The organism is Psychroflexus curvus, assembly GCF_020164585.1.
Lineage (GTDB): Bacteria > Bacteroidota > Bacteroidia > Flavobacteriales > Flavobacteriaceae > Psychroflexus > Psychroflexus curvus.
This window is the reverse complement of record NZ_JAIQZF010000002.1, coordinates 470,858-488,025: the sequence shown is the minus strand read 5'-3', so window position 1 is coordinate 488,025 and position 17,168 is coordinate 470,858. Positions and strand designations below refer to the sequence as shown.

Genomic DNA, 17,168 nt, shown 5'->3' with positions numbered 1-17,168 from the left:
TCAATTCTTACGATACTGTTCAGATTCAAGAAGGACTCTCAATAAGGTGATTATCTCAAGGGCGATATACGTAATTGTTATCAAGGGAAGAACCATACTCTTATTGAGACCCTTTATAATTGATTCTCTAAATTTATAAATCTATATTTATATGAAATCAAACATACGAGGGAAATGCCGAAGGCAAAGGGTGTAAATTCCTTCGCATTACTCCTATAGGGCTATTGGATTTCTAAGCCAAAGAGTGTTATTTTTATATGTTCAACTTGACCAACATGAAAAATCATAATATTTTACCTTACACCAAAGACGCAAGAAAACTTGCTATTCAGTTGAGAAAAAATATGACGCCAACGGAAAAAATCTTTTGGAATGCTACAAAAGGCTCCAGACTTGGTGTTGTTATGAGACGACAAATGCCTATCCTCGATTACATTGTAGACTTCTATATTAAAGACATAGGTCTTGCCATAGAAATAGATGGCAGCAGCCATGATAATAACACTTTAGTGGATGGTTTGAGGCAGGCGCGAATTGAAAAACTGGGGGTAAACTTTGTAAGATTTACAAACGATCAGATTACCCACAATTTACCAAAAGTCATTCTACAGCTTAAAGAGTTAATCGATGAGGTGAAAGCTTAAGTTTCTCCCATTTTACAAAACACCCTCCTCAATCCTCCCTCCAGGGAGGAAGCTTTGATTTCGTTTTCAAAAAATATTATTTCCACTTGTTTCCCTCGAGGCGATGCACTGAGTTGATTGAAGTGGAAATGCCGAAGGCAAAGGGTGTAAATTCCTTCGCAATCTTTGTTCACAGAAAAAATCGTTTTGTATTCATAATTATTGTGCTCCTAAAAGCTTGAACCCCAGCTCATCAATCCTTGAAGCTTTAGGATGATAGGCAGAGACATTGCTTAAGATAATCACCGCTTTGAATGTCTCAGGAACCATAAATACAGACGAAGAGTATCCGCCGGTTCCCCCATTATGCCAGTATAAATTATTGCCTTGCTCGTTCTGCAAAATATGCCAGCCAAGTCCGATTCTCAGGTTGTTATTCACCATAAAAGTGGGCAGTGTCGTCAGCGAATACGCATCTTCGGCATCTTGAAAATGAGCCTTGACAAACCTCGACAGATCCTGAGTAGACAATAAGATCGCTCCGGCGCCTTCAAATTGCCCCATGTCCCAGGTCGGCGTTTCCTTGCCGTTTTGGTCCAGACCCTGAACCAGATTTCCACCAACTGAATCTTTATCCAGTGAAGAATTTTTCATTTCTAAAGGCTGAAATATCTGTTCTGAAAGCAATTCAGCAAAGGTTTTTTCGGTGGCATTCTCTAAGGCTTTGGCCAGAATTGCAGCACCCAAATTGGAATACTGATAGCTAGGCTGATCTCCTGAAGAGACCTCCATTTCTTTGGCTAGATAATACTCCAAATCTGCTTCAGCATAAAATTGATAGGGATTTTTCGGATTGGCAGTTGCTAAATTCAAATTGGAAGGCAATCTTGGCAAACCTGAAGTATGATTGGAAAGTTCTTCTAAAGTTATTGCCTTTTCTTTTAAGGGAAAGCTGAAATAGTACTGAATTGAATCTAACAGCTTCACTTGTTTCTCAATTACCAGTTGCGCTAAAAGCGTGGAAGTAAACACTTTGGTCACAGAACCAATTTGAAAAACAGAAGCCCTGTTATCCAATTGATTGATTGTATCTGAAAACTTGACCTGCCCATAAAAACGGGTTGTATCCCCATCCACTATCGCTACCGAGAATTGGGTTTGCTCTGGAAATTCACTTAAATAATTTTTCAAAGTTTGATGGATATTCGCATCAAAGCTTTGAGCCTGTGTTGCCAAGCCAAGCATTGTCATTAAGACAAGGAAAACAATAGGTTTCATAAGCAAAGATTTAAGTAAAAGGTAGTAAACCTGCCTGCGTTCATTGGAAAGCAAGTTCAGAAGAAATAAAAATCAATCTCCTATTCCACAAATTGATAATCTGCAAACTTCTCCTCTACCTCATCGAAAGCAGCAAACACATCTTCCGCATGGTCTGAGGTTACCATTTTCATGCGGTAATCTTTAAAATGAGGTATGCCTTTGAAGTAGTTGGTATAATGTCTTCGGGTTTCGAAAACACCCAGCTTCTCCCCTTTCCAGTCGATGGACATCTGGAGATGACGTCTGGCAATATCAACTCGTTCTACCATAGAAGGCGACTCGCAGTGCGTGCCCGTTTCGAAATAATGCTTCACAGCCTTGAAAAACCAGGGAGAACCAATACTTGCTCTTCCTATCATAGCTCCGTCCAGTCCATATTCATCGCGCATGAGCTCAGCTTTTTCTGGCGTATCCACATCACCATTTCCAAAAACAGGAATGTGCATGCGTGGATTGTTCTTGACTTCGGCGATGGGTTTCCAGTCGGCTTCGCCTTTGTACATCTGTGCGCGTGTACGTCCATGAATAGCGATGGCTTTACAGCCAACGTCCTGCAGACGCTCGGCAACTTCATATATTTTAATAGAATCGTGATCCCAGCCCAAACGGGTTTTCACGGTAATGGGCAGATGGGTGTGCTTCACCATGGCTTCAGTCAGCTTGACCATGAGGTCAACATCCTTCAAAATTCCTGCACCAGCTCCTTTGGAAACGACCTTTTTGACGGGACATCCAAAATTGATATCAATGACATCGGGTTTTGTTTTCTCAACGATTTCCACCGACTTCAGCATGGACTCCAGATTGGCCCCAAAAATTTGAATACCGACCGGACGTTCTTTTTCGTAAATGTCCAGCTTCATCATGCTTTTGGCAGCATCCCGAATCAATCCTTCCGAAGAAATAAATTCAGTATACACCATATCTGCCCCATACTCCTTACATAAGGCCCGAAAAGGGGGATCGCTTACGTCTTCCATGGGTGCAAGTAGGAGAGGGAATTCGCCTAAATCTATGTTATCTATCTTAGCCACAACTTTTTCTGCAAAATTAGGGAATTATAAACAATTCACATAAAGCTTTTAAGAGGGCTTAAGATACGGCGGTTAAGCCAAACAATTCCTGTATATTTGCACATTAAATTCTCAGGCTTTTTTAGCTTTAGATCAGGAAAAACGGACTATGAAGAACATTCGAAATTTTTGCATAATTGCGCATATTGACCACGGAAAAAGCACCTTAGCCGACCGTTTATTGGATTTTACCAAATCTGTAACCGAACGCGAGCGCAAAGAACAGCTTTTGGATAACATGGATTTAGAGCGCGAGCGCGGCATTACCATAAAAAGTCACGCCATACAGATGGTCTATCCTTATAAAGGAGAAGACTATGTTTTTAACCTGATTGACACCCCGGGACACGTCGATTTTTCTTACGAAGTATCGAGATCTATAGCCGCTTGTGAGGGCGCTTTATTGATTGTAGATGCTGCTCAAAGCATACAGGCGCAAACCATTTCGAATTTATATCTGGCTTTGGAAAATGATTTGGAAATCATTCCTGTCCTCAACAAAGTCGACCTGCAAAGTGCCAATCCGGACGAAGTGACAGATGATATCGTCGACCTTATTGGCTGCAAGCGTGAGGATGTCATCCGTGCCAGCGCCAAAGAAGGTATTGGTATCGAAGAAATTTTGAATGCGATTGTGGAACGCGTTCCGGCTCCCAAAGGCGATCCTGAAGCTCCGCTTAGGGCTTTGGTTTTTGACTCGGTTTACAATCCTTTCCGTGGCATTGAAACTTACTTTAGAGTCTTCGACGGAAGCATTAAAAAAGGTCAAAGCATAAAATTTGTAGCTACCGGCAAAAATTATTCTGCAGATGAGGTAGGGACATTAAAGTTGGTTCAATTCCCTAAAAAAGAAATAAAAGCCGGTGATGTGGGTTACCTCATCACAGGTATCAAAAATGCCAAAGAAGTAAAAGTTGGTGATACCATCACCGATGCTGAAAACCCTACCAAAAATGCTGTTTCTGGGTTTGAAGATGTAAAGCCTATGGTTTTTGCCGGGATTTATCCTGTCGAAACCGATGAATATGAAGAATTAAGGACAGCAATGGAAAAGCTTCAGCTCAACGATGCTTCGCTGGTGTTTGTACCCGAAAGCTCTGCAGCTCTTGGATTTGGTTTTAGATGCGGATTTTTGGGAATGCTTCATCTTGAAATCATACAGGAACGTCTGGAGCGTGAGTTTGATATGACGGTAATCACCACGGTTCCCAACGTGTCTTACAATGCCTACACCTTAAAAGACAAAGACAAACCCATCATAGTGAGTAATCCAACAGATTTACCTGAACCTACGTATTTGGATCGTGTGGAAGAGCCGTTCATCAAAGCCAGCATCATCACAAAATCTGAGTTTGTTGGCCCGGTTATGTCGCTTTGTATAGAAAAACGCGGTCAGATCACCAACCAGACTTACCTCACCCAGGACCGTGTAGAACTCAGTTTCGATATGCCTCTTGCTGAAATTGTTTTTGATTTCTATGATAGATTAAAGACCGTTTCCAAAGGCTATGCGTCATTTGACTACTCGCCAATTGGCATGCGAAAATCTAAACTGGTCAAAGTAGATGTCCTGCTAAACGGCAACACAGTAGATGCGCTTTCGGCTTTGCTTCATGTGGATAATGCTTACGATATCGGTAAGCGAATCTGTGAAAAGCTGAAAGAATTAATTCCAAGACAGCAGTTTGATATCCCTATACAGGCAGCGATTGGTGCAAAAATCATTGCCAGAGAAACCGTAAAAGCCTTAAGAAAAGATGTTACCGCAAAATGTTATGGCGGGGATATTTCCAGAAAACGTAAACTTTTGGAAAAGCAAAAGAAGGGTAAAAAACGTATGCGACAGGTTGGAAATGTAGAGATTCCTCAGGAAGCCTTTATGGCAGTCTTGAAACTGAATGATTAACTTATACATCTTATATTGTCATTAGTATTTTTTAGGTTGAATTTGAGTTCGATAGCTTTCCTCCGCAGAGATACATTTCCCGGAGCCCCACGTTAGCTTCACTATCCAGTTTGGTTTAGAACCTCAACTGATGGATAGTTAATAATATTAGTCCTCAAAGGTTTATGAGACCTCACAGTCCCCAAAGCTTTGGGGACTGTGAGGTCTTCAGTTCTCAAGCTTAATGATTAGTTTTTCACATCCAAAGCATCCCGTAGAGCATTACCAATAAGCATAAATGCCATCACTAAACTCATGATACCCAATCCCGGGATGATGGCTAAATAGGCCTTTCCCAAAATGATGTAGCTGTAGTGGTCTTTAATCATCGCTCCCCAGCTTGGTGTTGGTGGCTGTGCTCCTATTCCCAAAAAGCTGAGTCCGCTTTCAATCAATATCGCTGCAGCAAAGTTGGCCGCAGAAATCACTATGACTGGTGCGAGCACGTTGGGTAAGATATGCTTTACGATAATCCGTTGATTTTTAAAACCTAAGGCCCTTGCTGCGGTGACAAACTGCGAGGACTTCACACTCATCACCTGGCCTCTCACCACACGAGCAACTTCTACCCACATGGTTAAACCAACAGCTATAAAGACTTGCCAGAAGCCCTTGCCGAGCGCAAGTGTGATGGCAATCACCAAAAGCAGAGTAGGAATTGACCAGGTGACATTGATAAGCCACATCACAGCCGCATCGATTTTACCGCCATAATATCCAGAAATAGAGCCTAAAAACAGCCCGAGAAGCAGAGAAATAAATACGGATATGAATCCTACAGAAAAAGATATGCGCAAGCCTATAAGCATTCTGCTTAGCAGGTCGCGACCATATTTATCGGTCCCTAACCAATAGGTCTTTTCGTAAATATGTTCAGAACTAAAATCAGAGTTGAATTGAGTTAAAACGATCTCATTTTCTAAAGCGGGATCCTTTACTCCATAATCCTGGTAAAATAGTTGAGCCCCTTCCTTTCTGTAAGACTCTACCGGAATGATTTCGTCGGGATATTCATTTCCAAAAAAAGATTTTGACAACCAGGACTGCTCTCCGGCATTAGGATTGGGAAGTTCAATAACCTGAACGCTAAAGCCAGGACGCTTGGAATGAATGCTCAAGGCCATGGAATTGGCATTTTCAGAACTGTCTGGAGCCAGGAAATAAGCAAAAACACCCACAAACAGGCACAGTACGATGTACCAAAAACTTAAAACGCCCCAAAGGTTTTTTTTAAACTTTTGGAGCGCTAAACCCTGTAAAGAAGTATTTCTTTTCAAACGTCTTTGATTGACATTAATTTAATCTTTTCTGGCTGCAAGTTTAATTGAATTTTCATCCACATTCAAATTTTGCAAAACATGAATTGCTTCTTCCACATAAACATCTTTGGACAGGCTTTTATACCATCTTTCTCTTTTTTCGGTTAAGGATGAATCCTGAGCCATCAATGCTTTTTCGTATGGAAGTGACTTAAACACCAGGTTTGTGTTGTATTGACTGATGCCCTCAAATTTTTTGGACATGTTTTCTACTTGAGTCATTTCTTCATCATAACCTTCATAATTAAGACTGAATTTATTTTGATCTCTTTGAGATTTAATCCATTTTGCATTTTCATCTATCATCTGGATTTGGGCGTTGTTCGACAAACGCTCTTTACTCGATGAGATAACCTTATCCAGATTGGAATAGCCTTTCCAAACCTTGTAATTTGCTGGAGCAATTTTATCCCAGGGCATAGGGTTTTCATAATCTCTTTCACCGATATCTACATAAGAAAAACGGTCTGGCACTGCCACATCGCTTTCTACCCCTTTTAGCTGAGTAGACCCTCCATTTATTCTATAAAATTTCTGAGTTGTGATTTTTAATGCACCCATATCGCCAAATGTTGTATTATTTCTCATCCATCGGTTGAGATCGACAACATTTTGAACGGTTCCCTTGCCATAGGTTTGTTTGCTTCCAATAACTACCGCTCTTTCATAATCCTGCATAGCAGCAGCCAGTATTTCTGAAGCAGAAGCCGAAAGCTCATTGACCAATATCACGAGAGGTTTATCCCAAATCACATTGGAATCTGTGTCTCTTAAAACTTCAGTATTATTTTGAGCATCTCTAACTTGTACGATAGGACCTTTTTCGATAAAAAATCCGGCTATATCCACAACAGTAGACAGAGAACCACCTCCATTATTTCTAAGATCAATAACTAAACCTTCAGCTCCAATTTCATTTAATCTTTCAAGTTCTTTCTTGATATCTGAAGCTGCGTTTCTTTCGTTGTAATTCTGCATATCGAAATAAAACTTTGGGAGGTTTATCACTCCAAACAAATCTCCATTGCTTTCTACAGTAGAAGACTTAGCATACGTTTCTTCAATCTCAACCACATCTCTTATTATGCTGATGGTTTGGGTACTTCCATCTACCTTTTTGACAGAAAGAATAACCTGAGTTCCCTTCGGTCCTTTTATAAGACTTACAGCATCATCAAGACGCATTCCACGGATGTCAACAGCTTCTTTTTCGTCTTCTTGTCTTACCTTTTGAATAAGATCTCCGACTTCCAATTCTCCATTAGTCCACGCTGGACCACCAGAAATGACCTCAACTATTTTGACGTTATCTCTTTGTTTTTGTAACCTGGCTCCAATTCCTTCCAGCTTACCAGACATTGAAATATCGAATCTATCTTTATCTCTAGGTGCAAAGTAACTTGTATGAGGGTCGAACTGACTTGCTATGGAGTTGATATATAAATTAAACCAGTCTTTACGTTCCAAGTCCGACATAGTATCGAAATAATTCTCGATAGATTCTCTCGTGACTTCTCTAGCTTCCTTTTCTAGTTCAGCATCAGATTTTATCTCAACATCTTCGCCATCCTCTATGTTTTGAGCTTGCTCCTGCTTTAAATCATGAAATGTAGAAAGAGTGGAAAATTTAAACTGTTGTCTCCACCTTTGTTTTAGCTCTTTATTACTTTTAGCATAATCTACCTGTTCATAATCTGTATTGATGGTTTCTTGCTCTTCAAAATCAAATGGTTTTTCAAGCAATTCAGCATAAAACTCTTTAGCTTCTTCCATCCGTTTTTTGTAGCGTTCTACTGTAAGATCAAAAAATATTAGATTTTTATTCTTGATCTGGTCATCAATTTGAGTTTGAAACGCTTCAAATTCTTCAAAATCACTTTTCAGAAAATGGCGCTTAATGGGATCAAGCCCTTTTATATAGTCTTTAAAAACAGACTTAGAAAAGTCATCGTCTATTTCTCTCATGTCGAAATGGCCTTGCTCAATCACATGAGTGATAAGTTCTATAAGAACCTTATCTTTATCAGTATCCTCATCAAAGTCTTTGGTCGTAAAGCTGCATGATGTAACCGAAACCAATGTTATTATGAATAAAATAACAAGATTGTTTTTTAAATTGTGTCTTTTCATTGTGTCAAAATTCATTAAGTCAAAACTAATGTAATATTTTTCAATTTACAGTAAAAACTATACCACATATTTTAATGCAAGCTAATAATTTGTTAAACGTGTTTCTTGGCGGATTTACTTTCTGAAATGTTTAATTTAGCAACTTTAAAAATCAAACAATGCAAGAAGAAAACAAACCTTTGATCCTCGTCACAAATGACGATGGCATCACCGCTCCAGGCATAAGACATCTCATTAAAATAATGAAAACCATAGGCGATGTGGTGGTTGTAGCTCCAGATAGTCCACAAAGCGGGATGGGACATGCCATAACCATAAGTGATAATCTTTATTGTGACCCCGTTACCATAGACAAATATTCTCAGGTCAAGGAATATTCCTGCTCTGGCACTCCTGCAGATTGCGTAAAAATAGCAACTCAGGAAATTTTAAAACGCAAACCAGATTTATGTGTAAGTGGAATCAACCATGGGTCCAATTCTTCCATTAATGTGATTTATTCTGGTACCATGAGTGCTGCCGTAGAAGCTGGAGTAGAAGGAATTCCTGCCATCGGTTTTTCATTATTGGATTATTCCATGGAAGCTAATTTTGACCATACAACCAAATACGTAAAACGCATCACCGAAAGCGTCATTAAAAATGGTTTGCCAAAAGGGGTGGTTTTAAATGTGAATATCCCAAAAGCCAGTGATGAAAAAATAAAAGGGATACAGGTCTGCAGACAAGCCAATGCCCGTTGGGAAGAGAAATTTGATAAACGTCAGAATCCTCAGGGCAGGGATTATTACTGGCTATCTGGTGATTTTGTAAATCAGGATGAAGGCAAAAACACCGATGTAGAAGCGCTGGAAGCCGGATATGTTTCTGTTGTTCCTGTTAAATTTGATTTGACAGCACACGATTTTATAAATGAACTCAATTCATGGAATATTGATGATTAAAAAAGAGATAGCCCTTGGTTTTTTAATAGGAATTGTAGCTAATCTTGCTGGCATGTTCCTTTATATAAGCCTGGTCATGCAAAAAGAATTTGAATTCGTCTTGGGAAAAGCTTCAGAAGAGGGCGTTTTAGGAAGTATCATAGCCCTCGGTGCAATTTTGAATTTTCTCCCGTTTTTCGTATTTATCAAAAAAAAACAGGATTATAAAGCTAAAGGCGTACTCATGGCAACCATCCTGAGCGCATTTGTCATTCTAATTACAAAATTTTTCTAAACCCATGTACACCAAATCATTTGAAATACGATGGAGTGACCTCGATGCCAACAGGCATCTTGCTAACTCAGCTTATCAAAACTTTATGAGCCATACACGAATGGCCTTTCTTCTTGACAATGGATTTTCTCAGGAAGAACTTGTTGCGCATAACCTAGGTCCTATCGTTTTCTACGAGCACATTTATTATTTTAAAGAACTGAAACCTGAAGATCAAGTGAGAGTTAGTCTCGAAGTTAAAGGTCTAAGTAAAGACGGCATGTTTTTTCAATTTGAACACAATATTTATAATCAGCATGGAAAAAATTGTGCGAGGTGTGAAATGATGGGGTCCTGGATGGATTTAGACACAAGGCAACTGACTGCCTTGCCAGAACATTTACTAAAACCCTTGGAGCACCTAACCAAGACTGAAGATTACAAGGTATTAACCAAAGAAGACACTCGGAAGTTTGGTGCAAAACCAAAACACTTGAAAAAGGATTAACGCACTACATAAATACAGTAACATCTGAAAGGTATCAAGTTTCAATTTATGATGGGTTTTAATCTATTGGCTAAATTCTAAGAACATCTTCAAATTACTCAGCTGCTTCAACACCACATTTATCTCAAATTAGCGGGTGTGGCTTCCCGTTCTGTTATTTTTAAAAATCAAAGCTAATAAGTATGTCTATTAACTGCATGCTGCCTCCTTTTTTTAATAAATCATCATACGGAAGAGATGATGATGCATGTCCAAAAGTAAAGCCTTAAATGTTTGTTTACAGGTAATGTCATCACGTGTAACACCAGATTAAACGAATTGCTTTATCTACAGCCTTGTTTTTTTAATGATTGGGACAGAAAAGCAGAATAAAAACCACATAATCTGTTGATTTTCAACATATAAAAAAATTTTCTATTTTTATAGAAAGGAAATTAAATCATGGGTTATGAAAAAGCATTTAATCAAACACTTGTCGGTTATGACAGTGCTTTTTTCCATTTTATTTGCATTAACTGCGAATGCACAGACTGTGATTTACACCTTGGATTTTGAAACTGACAGCGGTTACACAACAAGCATCCCCGAAGCAATTGATGAAACAACAGATTATTTTGGCAGAATTGAATATGGTGTTGACTCCCCAAATCCATCATTCTCAAATTTGCAGGGCAGTTTTTATTTTGGTGCCCAGGATATAGACGGTATTTCATCAGCTCCATCGTTGCCTGTTTTTTTAAACATCTCAAGTGTTGATATAACGGGGTATACCCATTTAGAATTGAGAGTTTATCTCGCTGAGGATGATGACGGCGTAAATCAGGACTGGGATGCATCTGATTATGTTCATTTTAAAAGCGATATCGATAACTCGGGTTCCTTTACAGATATACTGAATATAGAATCTTCGGGAGGCACAAATACCGAACCGGCAATTGATACAAATTTTGATGGCACAGGTAATGGGGCAGCCCTTACTGATGCATTTACTCAATTCAGTGCTTACATTACGGGAACAGGCTCTAATTTAGCTATTCAAGTTGAATTTAGTTTAAATTCAGGTGATGAAGACATCGCCATAGATCATATAGAAATCTTAGGCAGACCAGTAAATCCCAACGACAACACCACCGAAATTTACGCCCCTGCAACAAAAACACCTGCTTCAACTCAAACCGCTTCTGGTGTAACAGCTTCAGCAACTAGTTTTGCGGTATTCGCTTTCATAATAGAAGACCAGGCCTCTGGGGATGCTTTACCAACTGAAGTGATACGTATGCGTTTTGTTCCTGGCCAAAACAATACCGCAGGTTGGTCAGATCATATACAGGGTATTACCATAAGGGATGAAAATTCACTGACCTATTCGCCTGCGGTTTTCATTTCAGATACAGAAATCATACTGGAGTTTGCAACACCTATTACAATAGCAGATGGCACAAAATTAGAATTTGAAATAGCAGCTTACCTTAATGAAACCAGTATTGTAGATAATAGCCTACTGCAATTTCAAATCGATGCTGCATCAAGAGGATTTTGGTCAGAGATTTCAGGTTCGGGCTTTGCAGACTCATTTACCAATGGAGATATCGCTGGAAATAACCATAGCATTGAAGTTCATGCGACCCGGCTATCGTTTATCCGGCAACCTTCAAATATTATTATTGATCATGTGATGAATCCTTCTCCGTCAGTTGGTGCGTATGATGCTAATTCAAATCTCGACTTAGACTTTACAGATGAAGTCAGTCTCACACTTCCGGCAGGAGTTGCTTTTGGCACAGAAGCAACCTCTTCTGTCGCTGCGGTAAATGGTATCTCCAGTTTTACTAATCTTGTGTTTAATTCAACAGCAACTGGAGTAACCCTCACCACTTCCAACGGAACATTAAGCAATGACACTAGCGCAGGTTTTGACGTTATCATGCAGCCCACTGTCATAGCTCAGGAAGATTTTGATGACAGTACTCCTACCTGGTCTAATAATGTAGCAGAACAAACTTTCACAGATCCAACTTCGCCAGATCAGGGTTTGTTTATTCAGCCTTCAACTCATATAGGCTCCGGGAACACAGCTTTCGGCAGAGATACAGAAGGTGAATCTGGCGAACCTACATTAGGCAGTACCTATACCTTTTCTTTTGATGAGGTAGCCGTTTCCAACTTTTCGAATATCACTTTTAGTTTTGATTATTATGTATTTGCTAATGCTGATACTGGTTCATATCAACTCATTATAAATGGAACACCACAGGCTGCAGTAGAGTATTACAATGACCCCGACACCACACCAGTTCAGGGGACTATTACCGTGGACATAGGCACCGCATCAACCATAGGTCTACTGCTTACAGGAACATTAAATGGAGCTTCAGATGTTATGGAACTGGATAATTTTGTGATTCAGGGTGATTATGATGGAGACCTGATCTATGCTTCTTCTGCCTGGTCACCAGGTGCCCCGGGTGCTTCAACTGGAGCTGATGATGTACTTATTCAAGATGGAACGTATACAACCTCTTCTGATGTAAGTCTCAATTCAATTACAGTATTAGGGGATGCAAGTGTAGAGATTAGTCCGAGCGATGTGTTAACCATAAACTCAGCCATTTATAACAATGGCAGGTTTACATTCAAAAGCAATGCGACAAGTACAGCTCAATTAGCTGATGCTGGAGGCTCAACGATTATAGGTCATATCACTGTTGAGCGTTATATCCCGGCCAAACGTGCGTTCAGACTCTTGTCTTCTCCTGTAGGCGAACAAACTATTGCCAATGCATGGCAGCAAAATACCCATATTACTGGATCTGGCGGTACTGCCAACGGTTTTGACCCGACCGAAACCAACAATTCGTCTATGTTTACTTTTGATAATACAATAGTAAATCAAAGTAATCAATCTGCATGGAATGCAGTCACCTCAACTTCTGATGTTCTCTCAGCTGGAACACCTTACCGTTTATATGTGCGTGGTGACCGAAACATTGATTTAACAGATAACAGCGCGTCATCCGCTACAAGCCTTAGAGCAACTGGCACCATGCAAACAGGCAACTTTTCTCCAACTTTATCTGGCGGTGCTGATAATTTTAGTTTTGTAGGCAACCCTTACCAGGCAATAGTTGATTTTAATGCTGTGACAAAATCAAATTTAACAGGCTACTTATATACTTGGGATGCCTCCATAGCAGGTGCAAAAGGTAATGGCGGTTATACGGTTGTAGATGTTACAGATGGAAGTCAGGCAGCCGTAAGCCCGTACTCTTCAGTTGCCAACCAGTATATTATGCCTGGACAGGCCTTTTTTGTTCAGAACACAGCAGCCGGGAATGGCTCTCTTACTTTTGAAGAAGCTGATAAAGCAACAGGTCAAACACAGATAGGTATTTTTAAAACCTATTCAGACTTCTACATCAATTCGCGTTTATACAAAACAGCCGACCTGCAAAAAGGTGAGATGGAAAGCGATGCAATAGGATTGCGATTTAGTGAGGACTATACCACTTTAGGGAGTGATGAAGATGCTACTAAGCTCGCTAATTCAGATGAAAATTATGCAATCATCAACGCTGGCTTTAGATCTATCGATAAGCAGGGTTTACCTGAAAACGGTCATCAAGTCAGTTTACTTCTTGTTAACTATCAAGCTAGCGCTTACAGCTTAACCTTCACTATAGAAAATAAACCAGAGGGCTTAAAGGTCTGTCTGAACGATACTTATTTAAACACAAAAACTGAACTTTCTCAAAATACTACCTATGACTTTACAGTCGATGAAAGCAGTGCTGAAAGCACGAACAGTCGTCGATTTAATTTGTCTTTTGAGCAAATGTCTTTAAGCGATAAAAGCTTTACTCGTGCAGACATCAGATTATATCCAAATCCAGTGGCGAATAGATTGACAATTGAGTTACCAGCTTCCACTGAAGTAAAAGCAGTTAAACTCTTCACGATGCAAGGACAGGAAGTGAAGTCAACACAATCCACTTCAATAGAGGTTTCACATTTGAGCCCGGGAATTTATTGGGTTGAAATAACCACCAAACAAGGTCAACTCATCAGGAAAATAATCAAACACTAAGACATCAATTTCTAAAAATAACCAAATGAAAAATTATATAAAATGCGCGATTATACTGGTTTTGATGCTTGTGTTTATAAATGTTGAAGCCCAAACCGTTGACGAGTCTATCGGTTTTGAGGACAGCGTCAAGGATAGTAATGCTGCACCCATCCATTTTTTAATTCCACTAGCCATTGCTGCTGGAGTTGCCTTAGGTATTAGGAAACTGAAGTAAACAGAAAAGAAATTTGATGTAATGAAAATATCTGGTGAGCAATCATCAGGGAATTTTTATATGATGAATCTATAATTAAAAACTCAAAATTCTCAACTTCTGATTTTAAGTCTTTATTGAATCAAGGGCTTAGGTTTAACTTTCTTTGTTATTTTGTGTCCTAATATCAATCTCAATTAATGTTTATCAAAAACAAAATTTTATGAAGTCAATTCTTTTTGCCCTTACTTTTTTTGTTTGCACATTTTCTCAAGCTCAAAATGTGAGCTTAGACTATTATCTGCCAACAGATGTGTCTTACAACCAGGACATTCCAAAACCAAGTGAAATTCTAGGTTACGTTCCTGGGGAATGGCACGTCAGCCATGACAAGCTGGTTCAATATATGACTGCTGTCGCAGAGTCATCCGATAGAATTAGCATCAAAAACAGAGGCTTTACTTACGAAAAAAGGCCTTTGCTTTTACTCACGGTTACCTCTCCAGAAAACCATAGTAACCTTTCTGAAATTAAAAAGAAACACCTACAGATTGTTTCAGGAGAAGTTTCTGAATCAGAATTAGGTTCTATGCCAATAGTTGTCAACCAGGGGTTTTCCATTCATGGAAATGAACCTAGTGGATCAAATGCAGCCTTGGTTTTAGCTTATTATTTGGCTGCTGCTGAAGGCCCTGAAATCGACAAGATTTTAGAAAACACCATTATCCTACTCGATCCTAGTTTCAATCCAGATGGATTACAGCGTTTTGCCTACTGGACCAATACCAATAGAAGTACGCATTTGAATCCGGACCCACAGGATCGCGAGTTTTCTGAAGTCTGGCCAGGAGGAAGAACCAACCACTACTGGTTCGATATGAATAGAGACTGGCTTCCGGTACAGCTTCTTGAAAGTCAGGCGAGAATCAAAACTTTTTATGACTGGAGACCAAATGTCCTCACAGATCATCACGAAATGGGATCCAATTCCACCTTCTTTTTCCAACCTGGAATTCCTTCGCGTACCAATCCCCTTACCCCTCAACTCAATCAGGATCTGACCGAGAAGATTGGAAATTACCACGCTTCAGCTTTAGACAGTATTGGCTCACTTTATTACTCTCAGGAAAGTTTTGATGATTTTTATTATGGAAAAGGTTCCACCTTTCCAGATATCAATGGTGCTATTGGAATTCTCTTCGAACAGGCAAGCTCCAGAGGCTCTGGACAGCTCACCGACAACGGGCTTTTAAGCTTTCCGTTTAGTATAAAAAATCAGTTTACAACTGCGCTTTCCACGCTGGAAGCTTCGCTGGGATTAAAAGATCAGATTTTAGGTTTACAGCATCAGTTTTACAGAAATGCAAAGAAAAGAGCTGAAAAAGGAGCTTATGTTTTTGGAAGAAAAGGAGATCCTGTGCTAACCCATGAACTGGCCAAAGTTTTGAGTCAGCATCAGGTTGAACTTTACAAACTGGAAGAAGATGAAACCATTAATGGAAAGGATTTTGAAGTCAATTCTTCTTACATCATCCCTAAAAATCAATTGCAGAACAGACTGGTTGAAGCCATGTTTGAAGAGCGAACCACTTTCAAAGACAGTATTTTTTATGATGTCTCAGCCTGGAGTTTCAGACATGCCTTTGATGTAGATTTTACGGAAGTTAAGTCTGTGGATATGGGAGAAAAAGTAGATTCTCCTGAGCTTGAAACGCCTAAAAACCTCAACAGGTCACCTTATGCCTATGCCATGAGATGGAGCGACTTCAACTCGGCGAAGGTCTTGCATAAAATCATGGAAGCAGACATCAGAGTAAAAGTAGCTCAAAAGCCATTTCAATCTGAAACTGAAAAATTTGAGTACGGGACTATTTTAATTCCGGTTCAAAATCAGAAAAAAACAGCTGATGAAATTTATCAATTACTAAATTCACTTCAGAAGGAAAATCACGTGCATATTTCTGCTTTAGAAACGGGGCTCACTCAAGGTATAAATCTGGGAAGTCCTAATATGGAACATCTGGAAATGCCCAAAATTGCAATGCTGGTAGGCGATGGTGTCAGGTCTTATGATGCTGGTGAAATGTGGCATATGCTGGATTACAGATTCGAAATCCCTGTAACCAAATTAGACACCAAAGATTTCAACAGAACCAGTCTGGACAAGTACACTCACCTGATTATTCCAAGTTCCAGTTCAAACAGTTTAAGCGACTCAGGAAAAACAAAACTGAAAGACTGGGTGAGTGACGGCGGAGCTATTATTGCTTATAAAGGGACAGCGAATTGGCTGAAAGCAGAAAAAATGATCGACTTTACAACCAAACAGGATTCGGTTATCGCCAAGAATGTCAGTTTTGATGAACGCAGTGAGTTTTATGGCGCTAAACGAATTGGCGGAGCCATTTTCAATGCTAAAATAGACCGATCGCATCCTATTGCTTATGGGTATAACGATGATGAACTGGCGCTATTTAGAAATTCTAACCTTATGCTTGAAGCAGATGAACTGAGTTTCAACAATCCAATTCAATACACCAACTCTCCATTATTGAGTGGTTATATCAATAAAGAAAACCTGGAATTGATTAAAGGGACAGTGCCTTTCAAGCACAACAGCTATGGAAGAGGCGATGTCATCATTTTTACAGACAATACCAACTTTAGAGCCTTTTGGCTGGGAACCTTTAAGTTGTTCCTCAACTCTATTTTCTTTAGTGATCAAATGTGATTTTTTTTGATTTTCAGATTATAAAGCCTATTTCACAAGTTG

At 39.5% G+C, this 17,168-nt stretch carries 12 protein-coding genes; 8 read left to right on the top strand and 4 right to left on the bottom strand.

The annotated features are described in order from the left end of the window. The first annotated feature begins 275 nt into the window (after positions 1 to 275). Positions 276 to 644: an endonuclease domain-containing protein gene (locus LB450_RS04320; RefSeq protein WP_224486628.1), complete on the top strand. Its 369-nt coding sequence runs from the start codon at positions 276 to 278 to the stop codon at positions 642 to 644. A gap of 198 nt (positions 645 to 842) precedes the next feature. Here the strand turns inward: LB450_RS04320 and LB450_RS04315 are convergent, their stop codons facing one another. After that, the gene (locus tag LB450_RS04315) at positions 843 to 1,901 is read right to left on the bottom strand and encodes a serine hydrolase domain-containing protein (protein WP_224486627.1); all 1,059 of its coding nucleotides are present in this window, start codon (positions 1,899 to 1,901) and stop codon (positions 843 to 845) included. An 80-nt stretch (positions 1,902 to 1,981) separates the two neighbouring features. Beyond that, positions 1,982 to 2,977 (bottom strand): tRNA dihydrouridine synthase DusB, encoded by a 996-nt coding sequence (gene dusB / locus LB450_RS04310; protein ID WP_224486626.1) that lies wholly within the window; start codon positions 2,975 to 2,977, stop codon positions 1,982 to 1,984. 148 nt (positions 2,978 to 3,125) lie between these two features. Between dusB and lepA the strand changes: the two genes are divergently transcribed. After that, positions 3,126 to 4,922, top strand: coding sequence for a translation elongation factor 4 (gene lepA, locus LB450_RS04305; protein WP_224486625.1), 1,797 nt, complete (start codon positions 3,126 to 3,128; stop codon positions 4,920 to 4,922). Positions 4,923 to 5,149: 227 nt separating this feature from the next. Here lepA and LB450_RS04300 read toward each other — a convergent pair whose 3' ends face one another. Then, positions 5,150 to 6,238, bottom strand: coding sequence for an ABC transporter permease (locus tag LB450_RS04300; RefSeq protein ID WP_224486624.1), 1,089 nt, complete (start codon positions 6,236 to 6,238; stop codon positions 5,150 to 5,152). A gap of 21 nt (positions 6,239 to 6,259) precedes the next feature. Next, positions 6,260 to 8,410, bottom strand: coding sequence for a carboxy terminal-processing peptidase (locus tag LB450_RS04295; RefSeq protein WP_224486623.1), 2,151 nt, complete (start codon positions 8,408 to 8,410; stop codon positions 6,260 to 6,262). Positions 8,411 to 8,568: 158 nt separating this feature from the next. Here LB450_RS04295 and surE point away from each other — a divergent pair, with 158 nt between their 5' ends. The 6 genes from surE (at position 8,569) to LB450_RS04265 (ending at position 17,126) form a co-directional block, all read left to right on the top strand. Then, complete coding sequence (gene surE, locus LB450_RS04290; RefSeq protein ID WP_224486622.1) at positions 8,569 to 9,354, top strand: 5'/3'-nucleotidase SurE; 786 nt, start codon at positions 8,569 to 8,571, stop codon at positions 9,352 to 9,354. Further along, entirely contained in the window at positions 9,347 to 9,628 is a 282-nt protein-coding gene (locus LB450_RS04285) for a hypothetical protein (RefSeq protein WP_224486621.1), read from the top strand. The genes surE and LB450_RS04285 overlap by 8 nt, the downstream gene beginning before the upstream one ends. Before the next feature lie 4 nt (positions 9,629 to 9,632). After that, complete coding sequence (locus LB450_RS04280; RefSeq protein WP_224486620.1) at positions 9,633 to 10,115, top strand: acyl-CoA thioesterase; 483 nt, start codon at positions 9,633 to 9,635, stop codon at positions 10,113 to 10,115. Positions 10,116 to 10,563: 448 nt separating this feature from the next. After that, a complete protein-coding gene (locus LB450_RS04275) occupies positions 10,564 to 14,199 on the top strand; it encodes a T9SS type A sorting domain-containing protein (protein WP_224486619.1) in 3,636 nt (1,211 codons plus the stop codon). Between the two features lie 25 nt (positions 14,200 to 14,224). Next, entirely contained in the window at positions 14,225 to 14,416 is a 192-nt protein-coding gene (locus LB450_RS04270) for a hypothetical protein (protein ID WP_224486618.1), read from the top strand. A gap of 202 nt (positions 14,417 to 14,618) precedes the next feature. Continuing rightward, positions 14,619 to 17,126, top strand: coding sequence for a M14 family metallopeptidase (locus LB450_RS04265; protein ID WP_224486617.1), 2,508 nt, complete (start codon positions 14,619 to 14,621; stop codon positions 17,124 to 17,126). Positions 17,127 to 17,168: the final 42 nt, after the last annotated feature.